This window comes from Dictyobacter arantiisoli (genome assembly GCF_008326305.1).
GTDB classification, from domain to species: Bacteria; Chloroflexota; Ktedonobacteria; order Ktedonobacterales; family Ktedonobacteraceae; genus Dictyobacter; species Dictyobacter arantiisoli.
In genome coordinates, this window is record NZ_BIXY01000006.1 from 1 (window position 1) to 20,161 (window position 20,161).

General features: G+C 47.8%; 11 protein-coding genes and 2 pseudogenes. 5 read left to right on the plus strand and 8 right to left on the minus strand.

Features of this window, described 5'->3' with window-relative positions:
* Window positions 1-507 precede the first annotated feature (507 nt).
* Window positions 508-3,225, plus strand: a complete 2,718-nt coding sequence (locus F1593_RS03320; RefSeq protein ID WP_149400149.1) for a helix-turn-helix domain-containing protein — start codon at window positions 508-510, stop codon at window positions 3,223-3,225.
* Window positions 3,226-3,613: 388 nt separating this feature from the next.
* On the opposite strand, the gene F1593_RS03325 is transcribed toward F1593_RS03320, so the two are convergent.
* Complete coding sequence (locus F1593_RS03325) at window positions 3,614-4,705, minus strand: urea transporter (protein WP_149400150.1); 1,092 nt, start codon at window positions 4,703-4,705, stop codon at window positions 3,614-3,616.
* Between the two features lie 94 nt (window positions 4,706-4,799).
* Complete coding sequence (gene fmdA, locus F1593_RS03330; protein ID WP_216368760.1) at window positions 4,800-6,044, minus strand: formamidase; 1,245 nt, start codon at window positions 6,042-6,044, stop codon at window positions 4,800-4,802.
* A 565-nt stretch (window positions 6,045-6,609) separates the two neighbouring features.
* On the opposite strand from fmdA, the gene F1593_RS03335 reads away from it, so the two are divergent.
* Window positions 6,610-6,903, plus strand: coding sequence for an FmdB family zinc ribbon protein (locus tag F1593_RS03335; protein ID WP_149400151.1), 294 nt, complete (start codon window positions 6,610-6,612; stop codon window positions 6,901-6,903).
* A gap of 402 nt (window positions 6,904-7,305) precedes the next feature.
* Here the strand turns inward: F1593_RS03335 and F1593_RS03345 are convergent, their stop codons facing one another.
* Together F1593_RS03345 and F1593_RS03350 are read right to left on the minus strand one after the other, a co-directional pair.
* Window positions 7,306-7,614, minus strand: a complete 309-nt coding sequence (locus F1593_RS03345; RefSeq protein WP_308482565.1) for an alpha/beta fold hydrolase — start codon at window positions 7,612-7,614, stop codon at window positions 7,306-7,308.
* Between the two features lie 1,144 nt (window positions 7,615-8,758).
* A pseudogene (locus F1593_RS03350) lies at window positions 8,759-9,547 on the minus strand (ABC transporter ATP-binding protein); the annotation flags it as partial.
* A gap of 621 nt (window positions 9,548-10,168) precedes the next feature.
* On the opposite strand from F1593_RS03350, the gene F1593_RS03355 reads away from it, so the two are divergent.
* Window positions 10,169-10,756, plus strand: coding sequence for an LOG family protein (locus tag F1593_RS03355; protein WP_149400153.1), 588 nt, complete (start codon window positions 10,169-10,171; stop codon window positions 10,754-10,756).
* A gap of 268 nt (window positions 10,757-11,024) precedes the next feature.
* On the opposite strand, the gene F1593_RS03360 is transcribed toward F1593_RS03355, so the two are convergent.
* Window positions 11,025-11,945, minus strand: a complete 921-nt coding sequence (locus F1593_RS03360) for an NADP-dependent oxidoreductase (protein ID WP_149400154.1) — start codon at window positions 11,943-11,945, stop codon at window positions 11,025-11,027.
* A 316-nt stretch (window positions 11,946-12,261) separates the two neighbouring features.
* Between F1593_RS03360 and F1593_RS03365 the strand changes: the two are divergent.
* Window positions 12,262-12,542, plus strand: a pseudogene (locus F1593_RS03365) (winged helix-turn-helix transcriptional regulator).
* On the opposite strand, the gene F1593_RS03370 reads toward F1593_RS03365, so the two are convergent.
* Together F1593_RS03370 and F1593_RS03375 are read right to left on the minus strand one after the other, a co-directional pair.
* Window positions 12,513-13,526 carry an ABC transporter permease gene (locus F1593_RS03370; protein WP_149400155.1) on the minus strand — a complete coding sequence of 338 codons (1,014 nt, stop codon included), beginning with the start codon at window positions 13,524-13,526 and terminating at the stop codon, window positions 12,513-12,515. The pseudogene F1593_RS03365 and the gene F1593_RS03370 sit on opposite strands and share 30 nt — an antisense overlap.
* A gap of 60 nt (window positions 13,527-13,586) precedes the next feature.
* A complete protein-coding gene (locus F1593_RS03375) occupies window positions 13,587-14,486 on the minus strand; it encodes an ABC transporter permease (RefSeq protein ID WP_216368761.1) in 900 nt (299 codons plus the stop codon).
* 879 nt (window positions 14,487-15,365) lie between these two features.
* Here F1593_RS03375 and F1593_RS03380 point away from each other — a divergent pair.
* Window positions 15,366-16,325 carry an ArsR/SmtB family transcription factor gene (locus F1593_RS03380; RefSeq protein ID WP_216368762.1) on the plus strand — a complete coding sequence of 320 codons (960 nt, stop codon included), beginning with the start codon at window positions 15,366-15,368 and terminating at the stop codon, window positions 16,323-16,325.
* 535 nt (window positions 16,326-16,860) lie between these two features.
* Here the strand turns inward: F1593_RS03380 and F1593_RS03385 are convergent.
* A complete protein-coding gene (locus F1593_RS03385; RefSeq protein WP_149400156.1) occupies window positions 16,861-19,719 on the minus strand; it encodes a glutaminase domain-containing protein in 2,859 nt (952 codons plus the stop codon).
* Window positions 19,720-20,161: the final 442 nt, after the last annotated feature.

Below are 20,161 nucleotides of genomic sequence, written 5' to 3' on the forward strand. Positions count from 1 at the left end.
ATGGCGTGAGGGGACATCGACATGGAGGCTCTCCTTTCTTTAGACTGGACTCATTCTCTTGTGATCTCTATCGTAGCAAATTTCCGCCTGATTTGCACCCTTGGTAATTTAGCAACAGTATCAACAACGGAGCGGAAAACAACGAGAAGCTGTAAAGCCTCTTCGCAGGCTGACCGATAAGACAAGTTTCTGAGGAAAAGAGATCAATGGTCTCTTGTATGGCCACTCCTTTTACGCTTTTCCTCAGAAAAAATCGCTCTTGCGAGAGTCTTGAGTGATGCAGAATACCCCTTTGGAAAAACGTCTTTCCTGGGGCTCCTTAAACCACCTGAAGATTACCTGATATATTTGCATAAATCTCTTCCTTATATTATAATCGCTATATAATCTTGCTACAATAAAAAATCTCCAAAACTAATTAGCACCATATTTACAACATGTGCATGTCGATAACAGGGAACTCCAACCTGTTGTGCTATAAAAACAAAGGAACGTCAGAGGATAACCATGAAAGAAAAAACCGTTTCAAACCAATGGTTACGGCGGGAACGCGAGCGTCGCGGATGGTCACGTTCCTCACTTGCAGAGATGTTAGGCGTTGCTGATCCTAAAACTATCGGGCGTTGGGAACGTGGGGTCACTTTTCCAAGTGCTCATTTCCAACGGAAGCTTCAAGCGCTTTTTGAACTCAATGCTGAGCAGATCGGCCTACTCCCACGTGGGGATGATGAAAAAATTGACGATGTGGCTCTTACAGTGAGGCAGGAACCAACTTTACCCTTGTCAACCTCCCCACCACACGCTACGTTCTGGAATATTCCTTTCAGGCGTAATCCTTTTTTTACTGGTCGGGAAGAGGTCCTGGAACAGTTACATACCTTCTTGAGAATCGATCAAGCAGTCGGGTTGACCCAGATCTATGCCATACATGGACTGGGAGGAATTGGCAAAACACAGATTGCATTAGAATATGCCTATCGGTACGCGTCTGAATACAGCGCGGCCTTTTGGATTGAAGCGGAAACTATGGAGAGTGTCGTGTCTGCTCTGCTCCGCATTGCTGAACTGTTATATTTACCAGAGAGCAAAAAAAAGGAGCAACAACACATCGTGGTTGCGGTGCAACGTTGGTTGGTGACGCATAGCAATTGGCTACTTATCTGGGATAACCTGGAAGATCTGGAACTGCTTCAACTCTTTCTGCCGCCTACTCGACAGGGGGCGATCCTGCTCACCACACGTCGCCAGGCACTCGGCACATTGGCACAAGGAATAAATCTGATGCCGATGAGGCAAGCAGAAGGAATATTGTTTGTATTGCGCCGTGCTAAGGTGATTGGGCCCAAAATGGAGAGTGAACAGATACAGCCTCTTGTGATGAGGATGCCTGCTGAATATGCTGCTGCCTCGAAATTGGTAACTGAGATGGGAGGATTGCCCCTGGCTATGGATCAGGCAGGGGCTTATATCGAAGAAACCGGATGCGGCTTCGCTGATTATCTACGACGTTATGAACTGCAGCACGTCCTTTTGTTGGACCGACGGGGTAGTACCGTAAGTGATCACCCACAGGCTGTAACCACTACTTTCCAGCTAACAATGGAACAGGTCGAACAAGGACAGCCAGTAGCTGCAGAAATCCTAAGAATCTGTGCTTTGCTGTATGCTGAAGCCATCCCTGAAGAGTTGTTTATAGTGGGGGCCACTCATTTGGGACCGATACTTGCACCTCTGGCTAGTGATCCATCCCAGTTTGATCAGGCCATCGCTGTTTTGAGGAATTACTCACTGGTACGACGCTCAGCACAAACACATACCCTCTCCATCCATCGCCTGGTGCAAACGGTGTTGCGGAATCAGATGGGCGAGCCGGAGCAAATAGCACGTCTAAAACAGATTATCGCAGGCCTCGATGCAGTACATCCTGAAGTTACTTACAATACATGGGAACAATGTGAACGCCTCTTACCTCATGTGTTGGCAGTTGCAACCTCCTTCCCAGATCCAATGGGAGACCAAAAACTGACGCCAGTGTTGCGGAAAACAGCCGACTATCTCTATGAGCGTGCTCAATATAAGGAAGCCGAGCCATTGTATGCACAATCTCTACGCATTTTACAACAAACACGAGAAACAGATTATCTGGAACAGGCTACTCTACTCAATCGGCTGGCAAACCTTTACCGTGAGCAAGGAAAATATGAGCTAGCAGAACTATTGTACCAACAATCCTTCTCTACGTTGGAACAAGTATTAGGGACAGAACATCTCAATCTAACTTCTCCTCTCAATGGATTAGCGCTTCTCTACTTCAGGCAGGGAAAACATAAAGAGGCTGAGTTGTTGTATAAACGAGCTCTGTCTATCTTAAAACAGGAACTGGGACCGGAGCATCCTGATCTAGCTACGTCGCTTAACGGACTGGGGTCACTCTACTTTAGACAGGGAAAATATGAGGAGGTCGAGCCTTTCTATAAGCAATCTCTGACCATTCTAGAACAGGCGCTGGGACCAGAGCATCCTGATCTAGCCGCTCCACTTAATGGGTTAGCTGATCTCTATCAAGAACAACAGAAATACGAAGAAGCCGAACCTTTCTATCAACGAGCATTAATCATCCTAGAACAGATATTAGGGCCAGAGCATCCCCGTATAGCAACTTTGCTAAGTGGGCTAGCTGATCTTTACTCGAATCAAAGGAAAGATGAGCTAGCAGAGGCATTATATAAGCGAGCACTGTCCATCCTTGAACAATCACTGGGACCGGAACACCCTCATGTGGCTTATACTCTCAACAACCTGGCTGATCTCTATAATAAGCAGGGAAAGGAGGATAAGCTGGAGCCCTTGTATAAGCAAGCATTATCTATTCTGGAACAAGCGCTGGGATCAGAGCATCCCCATGTGGCAACTTTCCTGAATGAATTGGCTGATCTTTACGCGAAGCAAAGCAAGGATGAACAAGCAGAATTACTCTATAAGCAGGCTCAACATATTATGGAACAACATCAAGGTCAACGCCATCCTGAAACAGCACGGAGTATGGCAGGGCTGGCAAGACTTTATGAGAAACAGGGCAAAAGAGAACAGGAGGAATATCTATTGCAGCAAGCGTATTGCATATTTGAACAGAGTTTAGGCCTGGAACATTCCGAGACCATAAAAACCAGGAAAGCCTATCAATCTTTGCTTGCGCATAAGGAAAAAGACAAATGTGCTCGGTAGGATTTTCCACACAAAACGTAAATTGGATATCCATCATTATAAATAGCTAAGGCATGGTTTTGAACCATGCCTAAAAGAAAAAGGTGCAAGCGTACCATCTCGGAGCACCCACAGGTATCTGGAGCCTTGACCGTGCTGGTCAATCTCTACCGTGATCTTGGAAGATACGTCGAGGCTGAACAGCTTTATAAGCAGGCTCTGATGCTAAATTTGATATGCTATCACAGGCAAGATGATCTTCATTACGAACAATGATAGCATATTGAATCTAAAAATCGTGAAATACTGCTGAGAGATCTCAAACCAGGCAGCCAGGCAATTTGCCTGGCTGCCTGGTTTATAGTCGAAGGTGTGTGATTGGTTGGCTCTGAACAAAGCTCTTCACATTCTAATGGGCAAGCGCACCTTCTCGATACATACGACGAATACGTTCAGGATTAGTGACATCCCTTAGCGTGACTGGAAGTAAGGCCCTGAAGCCAGCCTTTGGTAGGATGAAAAGCCAGGTGGTCAAGACAAAGGGGGCCGTCAGTGTGGGCATTCCAAATGGTGAGAGCAGGACACTGATCGAGGCAGTAATGATGGTGGCAATCAGGGCACAAAACAAGGCATAGAGCGCGGACTGCCATGTCAGGACATAGAATACCCCACCGATGGCTATCGCACACAGGACGGCATTAAAACTATAAAGACCATGATAAGCCCAATAGCCATTTCCACCCAGCAGGAAGAGCCCGCTGAGTAGTCCCACAAGAGAACCAAGCGCTGCAAAGAGGGCAGAGATCCGTGAATTAATAAGGATGGCTACCAGGAATATTACACCGGTAATCAGATTATCTTGAAAGAAAACCTCGCCAATGCCGCGGAAAAAGGCTTCTACGAGATTGAGAGGAGTGTTGCCAGAACCAATCAATGTCGTTGGGAACGGTCTGAGGTCGGTCTGCACACTCATGCCTGGCTTTAACAGAGCAGGCTGGATCGCCTGAGAAGGTTCGAGCCGACTAAACAGAAAGACAGCAAAAAGGAAAAGCCAGGTGGTGATGACAAAAGGTGCCGTGAGAGCAGGAATATCGCGATCTCCTAGCAGATTTGACAGAGCCATCATGACGATACTGCTAAGGATACTGGCGATACAGATATAGACCAGCAGCATTGCATTCCAATTGAGGAAAAATGCGATACCGATGCCGGTCAGAATGCCATTAAAGCCAAAGAGGCCCGCTCGAATGACACTTCGATCTGCTCTAAGCACCAAAGCCGTCAAAGTACTTACTACCAAACCAATTATCCCGGTTATCCCTAATAAACTGGAATTCACAAAAATTCCAATCAGAATGAGGAGACCTGTCAGAGGATTATTTTGGAACATAACCTGTCCACAGCCGCGCAAGAGCGTATCCACAAAGCTCATCAGAGCGTTTTCGTTCGTGATCCGCTCCCAGGGTGTGGTCAGATGTTCCAGAGTTGTTGGATGCTCCATCTCTATCACCTCCAGGCCAGTCCGGATACCTTCATTGATGCGTATCCGGGCTGGCGAAAGGTATGACCCAAAGGTATGACCACACAGTGCGCGTTTAACTACTCATTGCTACTTGTCCCTTTTGCGAGACCGCATGCCGCATTGGCTCTATATCGCGCTCAAAAATCTCCATGGGCAGGTACAGTGAGCAACAAGCATTAGGGATATCCACAATGCCACTGATCCTCCCCTCGATCGGTGCCGCACCCAGGAGAATATAGGCTTGTTCTCCTGTATAGCCACAGGTTTCGAGGTAGTCGATCGCATTCAAACAGGCGTTTTTGTAGGCAATATGTGCATCCATGTAGTGTTGCTTGCCTGATTCATCCACCGAGATCCCTTCGAAGACCATGAAATTGGTGTAGCGGGGCTCCAGTGGGCTGCTCCTAAAAATGGGACTCTGGATCTTATACGTATTCATACCATCCTTAATCAAATTCACCTGGAGATCAATATAGCCGGCCATCTCAATGGCACCGCAGAAAGTGATCTCGCCATCGCCCTGTGAGAAGTGGAGATCACCCATTGACAGGTTGGCGCCCTTTATATAGACCGGGAAGTAGACACGCGATCCGCGGGTCAGATTTTTAATGTCGCAGTTGCCACCATGTTCACGTGGCGGTACCGTGCGAGCTCCCTCGCGCGCCGCATTCTGCATATTACCCCCTTTCAATGATCCCATCACCGCATTTTTCTCAAGTGGTGGCAAGGCCAGTGGCGGAACCCGATTAGGATTAGTAGCGATCAGATCTGCTTCGCGTTTATTCCAGGTATTGAGGAGTTCATGAGAGGGTGCACAACCAATCAAACCAGGATGAGAGATACCAACAAAACGTACATCAGGAATGTGCCGGGACGTTGCTACTACTCCTCTCAGATCCCAGACGGCTTTGTGCGCATCGGGGAAATGATCCGTAAGGAAACAGCCGCCATTTTCTTGAGCAAAAATGCCGGTATAGCCCCATTCGGTCACCTTTCCTGGAAATGGTGCAACATCGAGAATATCAACGACGAGCACATCGCCTGGCTCTGCACCTTCAATGGCAATTGGACCGCTAAGTACATGGGGAATAGAGAGATCAACATCGCGTACATCGTTGGCACTATCATTGTTTTGAATCTGTCCATCGGTCCAGTCTTTACATTCCATCCGGAAGACGGCACCGGGCTTCACTGAAGCGATAGCTGGAATATCTGGATGCCAACGGTTGTGCCCAACAATTTGTTGCTGGCTCCAGGATTTGTTCAGATCTACTCCGAATAACGTCTCCAGGCCCATTGTAGTTGTAGTAGTCGTCATGATCGTTTCCCTTCACTCAGGATTTGTTCAGATCTACTCCGAATAACGTCTCCAGGCCCATTGTAGTTGTAGTAGTCGTCATGATCGTTTCCCTTCACTTAGGCAATAAACACGCTAAGACATATCAATCTTTGCGATTGATATGGTCCATATGAGTGAAGTGTACGTGATCCTTTTTATGAAGGAGGCGCGCAATCCGTCCGTGACCAGGATCGTTCACGCTACACAAAAAGTACGCTATAGTGTTGCGTTAAATGCGAGAGATGAACATCAGCCACAACTTTGTCATTATTCCTATTTTGCAGAGGAAAAGGCGTCGCAGAACGCTAAGTACAGGTATCCCCAGGCTCTTGCTAAACACAGCTAGCATCTGTGTTTACGCTTATCTTATTTTTCTCTATGTACAATAGCACATTACTCTAAAATATTCTCTCTGTCAAGGGAAGGAGAACACCGTTTAACTTTTCAATAGAAAAACTCTTTTGTAAGTAGTAAACAAATAGTGTACAATTTCTTTGTATCAAAATTCCCGAGCGCTTAAACGAAAGCAGTGAGGAGAATAAGTATGCCACGATATGAATTTTGTTGTGAGCAGTGCGGCTCGTTTGAGTGTTTTCGCTCACTTGCAGAGGCGACGGCACCCATGCCATGTCCTGAATGTCAACGCATAGCCAGGAGGATCTATACAGCGCCTGGTCTGGTGCGTACGCCGCCAGCACAAGCAAGTGCACGTTATCGTGCCGAAAAAAGTGCCTACGAACCAGAAATCATCCATACCTACCCTGATAAACGACAAAAGAGGCCAGCCCCTCCCATTGTTCACCAGTCCCATGGACGTCCCTGGATGCTTGGGCACTGACAAATTCGCTGAGCATCCCCTGGGATCAACCCTTTCTTTCCTCATTGATGCCACCGCTCCTGCGGCAAGCATTTTACGTTACCCCTGTTGCTCTCGCCACTCTCTGGGAATCCACACCGTCTTCTACCTCATTGCACCTGCTCCAATTTTCATATGCAAACGTGTATATGCACACCTCCACACCGAATTTCGTTGTTCCTGCTTGGCTCCCAACTGCCTTAATGCCGAAGCATTTTTGGTCTGATGTCAAGTCCACAGGCGATTTACCGTCAGTCGTCTGAGCCAATACCGGCGACAGCTTGATCAATGAGCTCGATCATGGGAGAACAGCAAACAGCCACGGTCTGCCAGAGCATTTTACACGAGGACGAAGCGATGGCACGCTGGCTACAACACAATCTCTCAAGTGTAGGCAACAGACGTTATCAACACTACAGGAACTGGATGCCCATCAACCTGAATACCCACGCCATTGACCAGAACGAGACCACTTATCAGTTGCGTGGTATCGCGCAAGGCCATCGTAGACGCGATCCAGCCACCTACTGAGGACCCAATGACCAGGACATCACGCAGGTTGAGCCGTTCCAGCAACTCAAGATAAGCAAAGGCGAGATCATCAATGCTATTGAACCACTCAGGACGTGGCTCACCTGCAAAACCAGGGTGGGTCGGCAGCAGGACGTGCGCTCTGGACAGCCCTGCAGCAATGCTTAATAATGAAGAATAAAAAAAACAACCTTTGTGTCGTTATATCCCTTCTCTGCCAACACCTTCGAAGCTACAGCGATGATGCGTTCTCTCCTCTCAGGTTGTTCCTCTAACGGTTCATCTGTGGTACATTGCTTGCATGAGCAAGCAATGTACCACAGATGAACGAAAATTGCAAGCTTTGCCTCGGGAGATTTTGGAGGCGAGGAATGTAACAAACGTTTTCCAAGTGGGCTTCACCTAAAATGTGCCGGATCCAGGATATTCGACAAATGTCAATGGCACACTCTGTACACCTCTCGTTAACAGAATGATATAATAGTACAAATATATTGGCATCAACACTGAAACATAAGATGCTAATTTACTTGAACCTTCGAACATCATTGTAACCAATGATCTGAAGAGAGAAAACAGGTGATTGCACCAATAGAACAAACGAAGCATTCCTCCCATAATAAACTCTTCTATTCGAAAGTTCAGGAAAATTACTACAAGACTACTCTCGCTGATATGTGTGAAGCATCATTTTTACTGTCGTAGATGATAAATCATCCCGCAATACTCACTGAGGAGTACTTCGGCTATGCCACAATTTGTGCGTCAATCACTTCTGATTCAACTGCTAAGCGTCTACCTGCTCTTTATTATTGTTGTGCTCCTAGGTGGGGTGGGGGTCGATACAGTAGTCGAACGACAGTTACAAAACGATGCCCAGGCATCTGAACTGGCTCTAGCACAGGACATCGCTCTGGATACCAGTCAACAGATACATGATGCTGAAAGCGCTCTTGTGGCTCTCAGCAATCTCGCTTTACAATCTCCCTCTTCTGACACAACAGCTACTATTTTTCACATTTTCCAGAGTATACATAGTGATGTGGATCATGTTTACTGGCTCGACCCGGTCGGCAACCTGCGCGGCATCTGGCCTCAGGACAATCTAGGAGTTGGATCGGAGTTCTCTCCTACGCAGATTGTGGATCTGGCACGTATGGCGACTGGTCCTGTCTTTGAAGTGGGAATTGCGGTTGAAACGACCTTCAATGCAGGTGTGATTATCGCCGAGCCCATGCGCACCTCCGATGGCCGCCTGGTTGGTATTGTTGCGGATAGCCTTTCCCTTGTGGGATTGAGTACTCCACTTACGAAGATCCTCCCAGATCTCCTGATATAGATGGACGAAACGTGGCTCGAAACGGATCTCTGCTAGATTACGCGGACGCGGCAGATCAATAGTATAGATGCCTTTGACAGTGGCTGGCCCAGCGGTTAAGACGCAGACACGATCAGCCAGGGAAATGGCTTCTTCCAGATCATGTGTGACAAAGACAACTGAGGCCGAGATGGACGACCACATATGCAGAAGTTCATCTTCCATCAATGTCCGTGTCTGTACATCAAGAGCGCTAAACGGTTCATCCATTAACAAGATCTCCGGCTCATTGATAAATGTCTGAGCCAGCGCGACACGTTTGCGCATACCACCAGAGAGCTGATGAGGATAACGATCCTCGAAACCGGAGAGTCCTACACGCGCAATCCAATCTCTCGCACGCTCGAACGCTTGTGCCTTCGGCTGACCACGGAAAAGTGGACCTGTGGCAACGTTATGCAATACATTCTTCCAGGGGAAGATCGCATCAGACTGGAAAACATAGCCGATACGCGGATCAATCCCCTGCACAGGCTGCCCCATAACTTTTACCTGTCCCGCACTTGGTCGTTCCAATCCTGTAATGAGACCAAGCGTCGTGGATTTTCCACAACCCGTCGGGCCAACGATCGCACAGAATTCGCCCGGTGCGACACTAAGGCTGAGATCCCGTAAAGCTGTGTAAGGGTGACCAGTCGGAGCCAAAAATCTCTTGGTCACATTCTGTAAATCAATAGCATAGGGCCCTATCCGGGTAACAACTGAAGAGTCTTTCATACGCAATAAGCGGCGTTCACCGAACCCCTTTCTCGAATAGTATCGAATACACTTGCATACCAGTTCAAATCTTCTCTAGAGCAGAGGCTGTACACGCAAATACATGACGAAAGACAGCACATTCACTACCCAATCAACATTGTCAAGCTGCCCAAAACCTCTATCCGCAATATAACAGAGAAAGCATAAATAGCGTATAAATATCCCGCCTCCTCCGTAAACAAAACATAAATGCAGCAGGAAATGATCCTCAATACATAATTTCGAAAAGTCCAAAACCTGACCAGGCGCAGAATGGCTAACGCAGCCAGGGTTTTTGCATGCTTTTCGTTTACCACAACATTCGGTTTTTCAAAAAGTTGACAAAACCATCACAACTTTTAAGCTCCATTTTCGTAGAAAAGAGTGTCAATTCTTTAGAGAGAGATCAAAAATGAGGCAGTCCTTCAAACTCTGCATTGTTCATGCTGGCAACTTCTACCACTACAAGTTGTTTCGTATCAGCCGAAATTGCTATGCTAAACAGGTGAAGCAATGAGAGGAATATAAGGAGATTATCTGCCAGCATATATTAGTTCACAAGCAAATTATCTAGAACTTCCATAAGGATCGGATTACCTCATGCACTATATTTGTGTCTATACTGGATCAAACGTAGGAAGGCGACCAGAGTATCAGCAGGCGGCACGTTCGCTCGGTCAGGAGCTCAATGCACGTGGATTGGGGTTGGTGTATGGTGGAGGACGGGCTGGCTTGATGGGCATCATTGCGGATAGCGTCTTCACGGCTGGTGGTGAAGTCATCGGCGTCATTCCCAGAGATCTCTTCCCACGAGAGATCGCGAACAGTCAAGTCACCAAACTTTATGAAGTTGGGAGCATGCATGAACGCAAGGCTTTGATGGCCAAGTACGCGGATGGCTTTATCGCGCTCCCAGGAGGCTTTGGTACATTTGATGAGTTCTTCGAGATGCTCACCTGGTCACAACTCGGCATCCATCAGAAACCGCTGGGCCTGCTCAATATCGCCCACTATTTTGATCCCCTACTCTCACTCATCGAACATGCAGTGACCGAGGGCTTCGTCAAAGACGAACATGCCCGCATGATCATCACCGCTGAAGACCCGAGTGATCTGCTCGACGCCTTCACTGCCTACACGCCATCCAATGGCAACATTTCAAAATGGAGCACCATACCAGAACCCTAAGATTACAGAAAAAGGAGCGGTTTGAGACCACTCCTTTTTCATCGCCCTGTGCCACCATAACGTTCTCTGTCATAGCGGGCAACAACAGCGTAACATACTACATGGGTCGTGCAAAATCTTCGGTCAACCAGATCTGCCCCTTGCCATCAACAATAACATCAACACCAATCAGCGTATTTTTTGACAGGATATTAAGGCGGTGCCCATCATGCGGTGGTTTCTCCCCAAACATCGATTGATTCAATCTCAGCGACATCGCCAGCGGCGTTCAGGGCACGAGTACAATCTTGCCATGGGTATGACGCTGCTCCAACTCGCGATACGCCTCTCGAACATCAGCGAGGGGATAGACACGGGCAATTGGGATTTCCAGTTCCCCCTGGTCGATACGCTGGGCAAGATCAGCCAGTACAGCCGCACTGGCCGCCTGAGCATTCCCCTCAGCCTTGACGCCATACGCTGTCACCGCCTCAAAGTTGATAATCGTATCGATACGTTCCGGTTGGACGCCAAGCTTGAGTGCAAGTTCGACGTAATCGGCACCGAATGTATCAATAAAGGCGTCGAGGTGATCGTCAGTGACCGCACGAATACGCTCCTCGACGCCCTCACCGTAGGCAACCGGGATAACACCGTGGTCGTGCAGCCACTGATGATGAGCTGGACTGGCCAGGCCAATCACCTTTGCACCCTCTCTTCTTGCCAGTTGAACCACGATAGAGCCGACTCCGCCTGCGGCACCTGAGACAATGACGGTATCTCCCTGTTTCAGCGAAACAGCGCGAATTGCCGCGTAGGCTGTTGTCCCGGCAATAAACAACGAGCCAGCAACCTCCCAGGAGACGTTGCGCGGACGATGGGTAAGATCGCAGCTCTCCACAACAACAAACTCTGCCTGGCTGGCTCGCCCGTTCGTAAAACCAATCACCTCATCGCCGACAGCAAAACCTTGCACTCCTTCACTGACAACGGCAACAACGCCTGCCAGGTCGCTGCCCTGCCCAGAAGGAAATGTGGCAGGCCACCGATCAGCAAACAATCCCTTACGGATGGACACCTCCCCTGGATTAATACCGGCTGCCCTGACTTTGACAAGGACTTGTCCCGGACCCGGAACAGGTCGCTCGACATCGACCACCTGCAACACATTGATTCCGCCATATTGATCAAATCTGACAGCTTTGGGCATTCTCCCCTCCTTTTTCTCATTTCTCATTCGATTAAGGAAACTCTCTTCCTTTAATAAAGTTACGTGAAAGAACAAGTGAAAGATTTTTTATATCCTTTGATTTCAGATGAGTGAATAACCTATCACTGGTAGCTACTCTACATGAAAAACATCTATCTTGTAAGAAGGCACTAAAAAGTGATAGAGTTACCATATGGAAACTACACAACAAACACCCCCTGATATTTTTCAGGCGAACTGCCTGTCACGGCATGTGCTCCAATTGATCGCGGATCAGTGGACACCCCTGGTTATCTATGCCTTGGAAAGGGATACTATGCGCTTTGGCCAATTGCTTAAGCGCATTGATGGCATCTCAAAAAAATGCTGACACAAACATTGCGGGCGCTGGAACGCAATGGCCTGGTCCAGCGCGTCGTCTATCCTGTTGTGCCTCCAGTCAAGGAAAGGTCACGATCTCTGTGCGCCTCATCAAAAGTGATAACTTCCCTCTGCATGCGCTTGCTCATCAATCGTCTGGTACCTCTTCACGGAGTAAAGATGTCTTGGGGAGCGTTGAACAAAGAGTCAAACTCGTTCCAGCTTCTTATTCGCTAATCTGCTTTGCAGGAGAATCACCACAAGCAAAAAGGCACCACGCACAACATCCTGCCAGAATGGATTGAGTGTTACGCCAGCACCACTCAGAAAGTTCAGAATATTGAGGATAAAGCCAAGAAGCAAAACTCCTACAAAGGTTCCAAAGACTGACCCTTCACCACCGGAGATGAGCGTACCACCTACGACAACAGCAGCAATGGCTGAGAGTTCATATCCATTTGCCAGATTACCAGAGCCGCTAAAGGTCTGGATCGCGATAAACACGCCGGCAAGTCCTGCTAAGGCTCCGCTCAGCATATATGCTCCAAGCAACGTGCTATTGACACGAACACCAAGCAATCGGGCAGCCTCTGCATTCCCTCCAATCGCCAGCAGGTGGCGAGCAAAACGTGAATAGTTGAGGACAAGCATACCAATCAGAAAAGCCACAACCAGGACGATAACAGGATTGGGAATGCCAAAAAGATCCCCATTGCCAAAGTTGATCAGGTCGCTACTCATGACTGTGACGTTATGCTCATTTGAGAAATATAAGGCTAAGCCTCGCACTCCCAACAGTGTCGCGAGCGTTGCGACAAAGGGAGGAACGTGCATCTGTGTAATAATAAAGCCATTAAAGAGACCCACCGCCAGACCGGTAAGAACCGCGGCAGCCAGAGCGAACCACATGCCGTGTGAACTGGTAAGCGCAACCACAACTGAGGAGAGCGCAATCGTTGAACCGACAGACAAATCGATCCCCCCAGTGATAATCACAAATGTCATTCCCAGAGCGATGAGTCCAATAGGGACATTCGAAACCAATACGTTGTCCAAAATATTATAGGAAGTCAGGAAGCCATTAAAGCTGATTGAACTTATTACAAAAACCAGCACCAGCGCAATCAATGCCCCTTGCTGCCGGATGATTGTGATAGCGGTTGCCCAGGGATTGCTTGCTGATCGTGCTTGCTGATTTTTTGGTGTCGCAATTTGTGCCATCTTCAAATCCTCTCAAAGGATGTGCTCATGTATCAATTAGGAACAGTCATTGCAGGGATCTTATGCCGCATTTCGCTGGGTCTGTAAATAGACCGCCAGGATGATGAGCAGTGCTTCCACAACCCTGGAAATATCAGCAGAGATGTTATTGGCGGTCAAGGAGAAGGTCAGCAATTGGATAAAAATCACTCCCACGAAGGTTCCTGGGATGTTGGCCTGCCCACCCAGCAGTGACGAACCTCCGACGGCGACGATAGCGTTCAACTCCATGCCCAGGCCAATACCACCTGGATCAGCCGAAGAGTTATTTGAGATATAGAATATCCCGGCGATGCCAGCCAGAACGCCTATGATGATATAGACAGTCAATTTTACGCGTGCCACAGGAATACCAGCCAGACGAGCAGCAGGTTCATTGCCACCGGTTGCCACCACCTGCTGCCCAAACACTGTTCCACGCACCAGCCAGATAAAGAAGAGCGCAATGATCAACATCACGATAACCTGGAAAGGAGCACCCAGGATTGTTCCGCTACCGATGAACTGAAAGGTAGGATTTGAGAAATCGACGACCCCATTCACAAGCACTTCAGCAATGCCGCGTCCAGCAATATATAAGATCAGGGTGGCTACAATGGGCTGGATGCGGAAGACGGTTACCAGGAAGCCATTGAAAAGGCCACACAGCGCGGCTACGAGCACGGCCACGACAATTGCAACGATATAGGAGATGGGACCACTAAGAGAAAAGATTCTGCCGACGAAGATAAGCGCGGCTACGGAGCCGGCAATTGACATGACTGAACCGACCGAAAGATCAATACCACCAGTCGCAATTACCAGCGTCATGCCCATTGCCAGAATCACGGTTTCAGCAACCTGATACAGGTTTGTGCTGAGCGTTTGCGCCGAGAGAAAGTGGGGAGTCACGATCATATTAAAGAGGATCAGCAGAATCAATGCTCCAAACGTTCCATATATCTGCCCATATTCGCGTAAGCGACCAAATGAAAAGGGAGCTCAGCAATATACTGAGTATGAATGCAAAGAAAAATGTAATACGCCTCATAGCAGAATGTCCTCCTTCAGACACAATCGAGAAAATATGCACGTAAACACAATAAATCCTTACAACTATATCTATAGATATATCCACAAAATCCTTATTCTTACGTGGCTGCGCCAATGCAGCAGTTTCACACTCCCTAATTATTCGATACAACTCATGCGCCAGAGCATGACAGCTAAAAGGTGAATTGAATGTGGGCTAGCAACCTCCCTTTTTGCTCTTCCTCCGTAGCCAGCAAAGTACCTCCTGGCAGCTTGCTCGATTGAGCACAAAAATCATTAGGAAGCAAGCAATACATCATATAATTCAAATTCAATTAGGAAAAATACGAATTGAATAATTACAGTGTAAACTCAAAAAGCTTGAATGTCAAGGTCGGTCCTTATTTGAATGCTATGCAAGATCTACCAGCAATATACTATGTTGGAACATAGAATCAGGAATATTTCCGGTAAATTTAACCTAAAAAGAAAAAATCTAGCAGATAAAGTCTCTATTTCCTCCTATTTCGAATACGGATGAGTCAATAAGCGTGTATAATGAAGGAAATACTGTTTGCAGCCTGTGCGATAAGTGTTCAGCTATTGACAGCGCAATGGCTACCCTTTCTATTAGACGGTAACGATTAGCCATGCAACGAATTGAAGGGAGATATCGAATAAGATGTCATGTATCGTAGTGGAAGTTCTCAATGAACAAATAGCGGTGATATGATGCAAGGAAAAGTATTATTTCTCGATCTGACCACTGATAATGAGGTATCACTCAGAATGTTAAAAGCACTGAGTTCTGATACACGCCTGGCAATACTATCTTATTTAGGTGATCGCACCATCAATGTAAATGAGATTGCAGAAGCATTGCAAATCGCACCCTCTTCAGCGACAACGCATATACAAATACTAGAAAAGGCGGATTTGATACGCACAAAAGTGATACCTGCGACCCATGGCTTACAGAAGCTCTGTGCCCGTACCTATGATGATGTACATATCCATATAGAGCACACGGAAAAGAATACCAATGAATCGTTTAGTGTGACAATGCCGGTCGGGCAATTTTATGATTTTGAGGTACAACCCACCTGCGGCTTAGCTAGTTCAACCAGCCTGATCGGATTGCTGGATCATCCAGCCAGCTTCTACGAACCTGATCATGTGCATGCCCAATTGCTCTGGTTTGGCAATGGCTATGTTGCCTACCGTTTTCCCAATCACCTGCCCATCGGGGCCACAGCACTCCAACTCGATCTGAGTGCGGAAATCTGTTCGGAAGCACCATTGCATCATCTCAACTGGCCGTCGGATATCACTTTGTGGATCAATGGCGTAGAGATTGGGAGCTGGACCAGTCCGGCAGACTTTGGCGGAAAACGTGGTTTTTTAACACCTTCATGGTGGAGCACAAAAGATAGTCAGTACGGCATGCTCAAAATCTGGTCAGTAACAGGGGAGAACAGTTACATCGATGGAAAAATGATCAGCTCAGTCTGTGTAGACGATCTCCATATTAGCGAGAAACCCTTCATCGATGTGCGTCTGGGTATTAAATCCGACGCATTGAACGTGGGAGGACTCAATCTCTTTGGCGAACAATTTGGCAATTATCCTCAGCCAATTGTACTCAATGTGAATTATGCCCATTCGAAAAATTCTGGGAATACCAGGACGAATCAGCAAGCAGTAAGGACTGGTGATACGACCGTAGAACAGGAAAGTGCTTTAGGGTAAAGCAGGAAAAAGAACCATATCTCTATAGAAAGCGCTTTCTCACCGCATTCGTCACGCTCATATCTCTACATGCATGAGCTTACAACAGGCCTGAAAGAAAACGTTCTCTAAGAGAGTGTCAGCCTCCCAGTACCACCGGGATCTTGCTGCTCACTGGCTGGCAGGCGCGCAAGCGCCTGCCAGCCTTTTTAGTGTGTAATGCAGGAAAGGTGCTATGCACCTTTCCTGCATTACACACTAAAAAACAGTTTTGAGCACCGCAGGTGCGAAAACTCATGCACAGAGATCATGGAGTGCATGGGAATCAAACACTATCTAAATTATGCGGTATGCTTCTGTTTATCCAACTCGGATGGCTGAAATTTCTGTAACGAGATTGCAAATCAAAGAGGATTAGCATAGATGTAAGCATGCTATCTCCGCGACAGTCCTTTACAGGCGTAGCAGAGAGTGGAAGAATTCCATCCAGAGGTCGCTTCCACTCTCTGCTACGCAAGTCAATCACTCTTCAGCGGCAAGCTCAATTGCAAGCAGGCTAATGACCACTCTTAATACGCGCGAGAAGTGAGAAGAGACCTCCAACCACTGGACGAGCCTGAAAACCATTTTGTGTGTTTGAGATGGTATCATACCAGTCGGTAAAAGGAACCCGCGATGGGGATGTGTTTGCAAAGGAATACAGGGCATCAATTAAAAATTGACGGAGCTGAATATTGTCGGTAGACGCGGCGGTCCAGAGTTCCCAGTCAGACTTTGTATAGGTATGACGTGTGTCAAGTGGAATGCCATACTGATTCTTCTTCTGGAGATACCAGTTAGCCTCCTCCTGCAGGACAGAGGTAGGAATCAAGTTCAGTCCTAGCGTACGATCGGGAAATGCATTGTACTTCAGACTGTAGGTGCCTGCACCAGTGCCCTGATCAGTATCTGCCTCCGTATAGGCAATGTCAAGGTGCGCCTGTGAGGAATCCTGACCAAGTTGTGCCCATTGTGTGATCAAAGTGGCAGCGGTATTGGAGTAGAATTGCTGATCAGAGGACTTTCCGGCTGCATGAGCAATAATACCCATAGCACCAATTCCAAGGATGCCTTTGAGCGCGAGATTAGTACTGTGGGCAATCAGGCCAGTGAAATCATCGGTCTGGTTTTGTAACAACGGATCAAGGGCATTGGGTCGGCTGGGATTCCCTCCATTGGGGGCGTTGAGATAGTCAGCCCACTGCTTAAAAATGGTGTAATGGGCATTACTGTAGGTGGAAGCATCACTGGCACTTGCCTGAAGGATATAAGCAGCTGCCATGATTAACATATTTGCAGTCTCTTCAACTTGCATGTTTTCTCCACCGCCATCGTTGTGTCCACTGGCATTGGGATAGGATGATCCCAGGTCATGCACACAATAAGGCCGCGGCCAGAGTCCACTTTCGACATAATGGAGGATCGGTGCCAGGATCAGGCTTAACAGGTTCGGGCTCAGGTAGTAAAGGATAGGGAACATAGGATAGATGACATCTATCGTTGAGACATTCCCATCACTACTGATCTCTTTGAGGAATAACCAGGGAGCACTCGATGTGTTCACTAGTTCGATCCCTCCGAAGGCCTGACGAGCTGCCAGTGCACAAAGAGCCGCATAATGTGCGCCACCCGCTGCGACAGCGGCGCGCGCAATCGAGGCGTCCAGCGTATTTGCCCGTGCGAGTACTGCCAATGCGGTCGCATCATTGTAGGCTGCCCCCAACATCTGAGACCAGTTGGACCAGTAGGATTGCCACAACGGGGATATTTGTCCGCCCTGATAACTTACAGCTGGCTGGCGGACATGACCAAGAACGAAGACAATTGGTGCATTGGGTGTCCCACTCAGGGTGCCCAGATTAAAATTGAAGCCGAAGACAGGCCAGCGATCATTGATAGCACGCGGCATACCCGTGTCCATAGTATTGCTAAGGTTACCTTGCGACACGGCCTGAGAACGCACTACGCTATCCTGACCACTCTGATAGGTAAAACCGGGTCCGTTGGTCGCCCAGATGGCTGATCCCCACGATGGATAATCATTGGTCTCAGCGAGTATCTGGGGCACATTGGGTGTTACCGAGAAGGCGTTGACATTCTGCGTTCCAGTGTTGATGGTCTGATACGCCCAGTTGATCGGCGTGGTATTGGTTCCATGTGCCCACTCACCTGAGATATCCATATAAACGCTAACAGTATGTGTTTTCCCATCATTACTATGCGCCTGAACGTAAATATATCCAAAGGGGATGGAGAGCAGTTGAACGTTTGTTGCTTCAATAGGCGAAAGGAAGTTGACATACAGATTTACCGCGCCGGCTTGAAAGACGTAGCGCGACTGCGTTGCGGTAATCTCTAGCTGAATTTGTGTTGCGGTCTGGACGGTGCCAATACTGCCAGGCGCACCAAAGAAGACGTAAGAGGTGCCATCCACGCGCACAATACCAGTAATCGCTTTCACGTTCCCATTCCAAAAGGTCGACCAGCTCCCTGGAGCGACATCAGAATTTTGCCAGGTGCTGACATAAGGATTACGTACAATCAGGGGGACGGATGGCGGACGAAGAGGCGTCAATGCAGGTACCGTCTGATACAGAGTGCGGACATCTGCATCACTGAGCGCCTGACGAGAGATCTGCACATCATCAATTAAGCCAGACCAGTAATCCACCGAACCACCAAATTTTGCGCGCCCAATCACTGTCTCACCAGTCGCATTCCAGGCCGAGCTTACCGTCTGTGTACCCACCAGCGCTCCGTTGACATAGAGACGGCTCTGATGATTTGCTGCATCATAGACACCTACAAGGTGGTACCAGGTGTTGACAATGGGTGAGAATGGTGAGGTAGCCCGTACAGAGGTTCCTGTTGTCGCATCCGCATTGACCAAACTAAACGCGAATTTTCCTCCCTCTGAACCAGCCGCTGGACTGGTATATTGAAGAAAGAAACCACTCACGTTCGAGCCATCCTGACTCACAGCGGTAGCCCAGTTGTTTAACGAGGCTAATTGGACCCATGCGGCAACTGAAAAACTGCTACTTGTGTCGACCACATTGTGGTTGATATCAACAGTGGTATTGCTTCCGTTGAAACTGAGCGCAGTACCATTCTTACCCGTTGTCCAGGTAGGATTGCCATTTAATACGCCGTTATGATTGCCACCGGATGTATCAGTTGCGCTTGTACCGCTCCCATTGTCTAAGGGCCAGTAACCAGCAAGACCAGGAGTTGCTGCATGGGCAGCCTGAGAGGAGAAAAACATGCTGTCTAAGGCAGCAGCTGAGATGCCAAGGGCGGCCCCCATTTTCAGAAAATTACGGCGGCTCACATTCCCCATCAACGGGAAATGAAATAATCGTTGCTGCTCATCCATGATAAGATACTCCTTTGCATCATTGCATCAGTACTCTTATTAGAAAACAAACTGCTTGTTTCTGGGTAAAATAAAAGTTCGTATCAAGTTAAAAAAACAGTGTACAACTCAATCCTTGATAGACACCTCCCTCTGCACTTTTCTCTCGCTAAGATCTACTCTGCTGCCCCTGGTTGAAAGACGCCAGAATGCTCCATTCAACCTTGCTGTGAAATGCTCATTTTCCAATTCTTTTTCTTCGCGTAAATACGAATCAAACGACCTGAATTATCTTCTTCAGCCTGCCTGGATACCCATGCGTGAAGCGCAACACGCTAAAAGCAGGTTAAGAAATACCGATTAAGGCTCGTCATTACTTTTGGATCAGATAATCCCTAATCAATTAAGAACAGTATAAATGGGCTCCAAGAAAAAAGTCAAGTGCTTTTTGAGTAAATACACA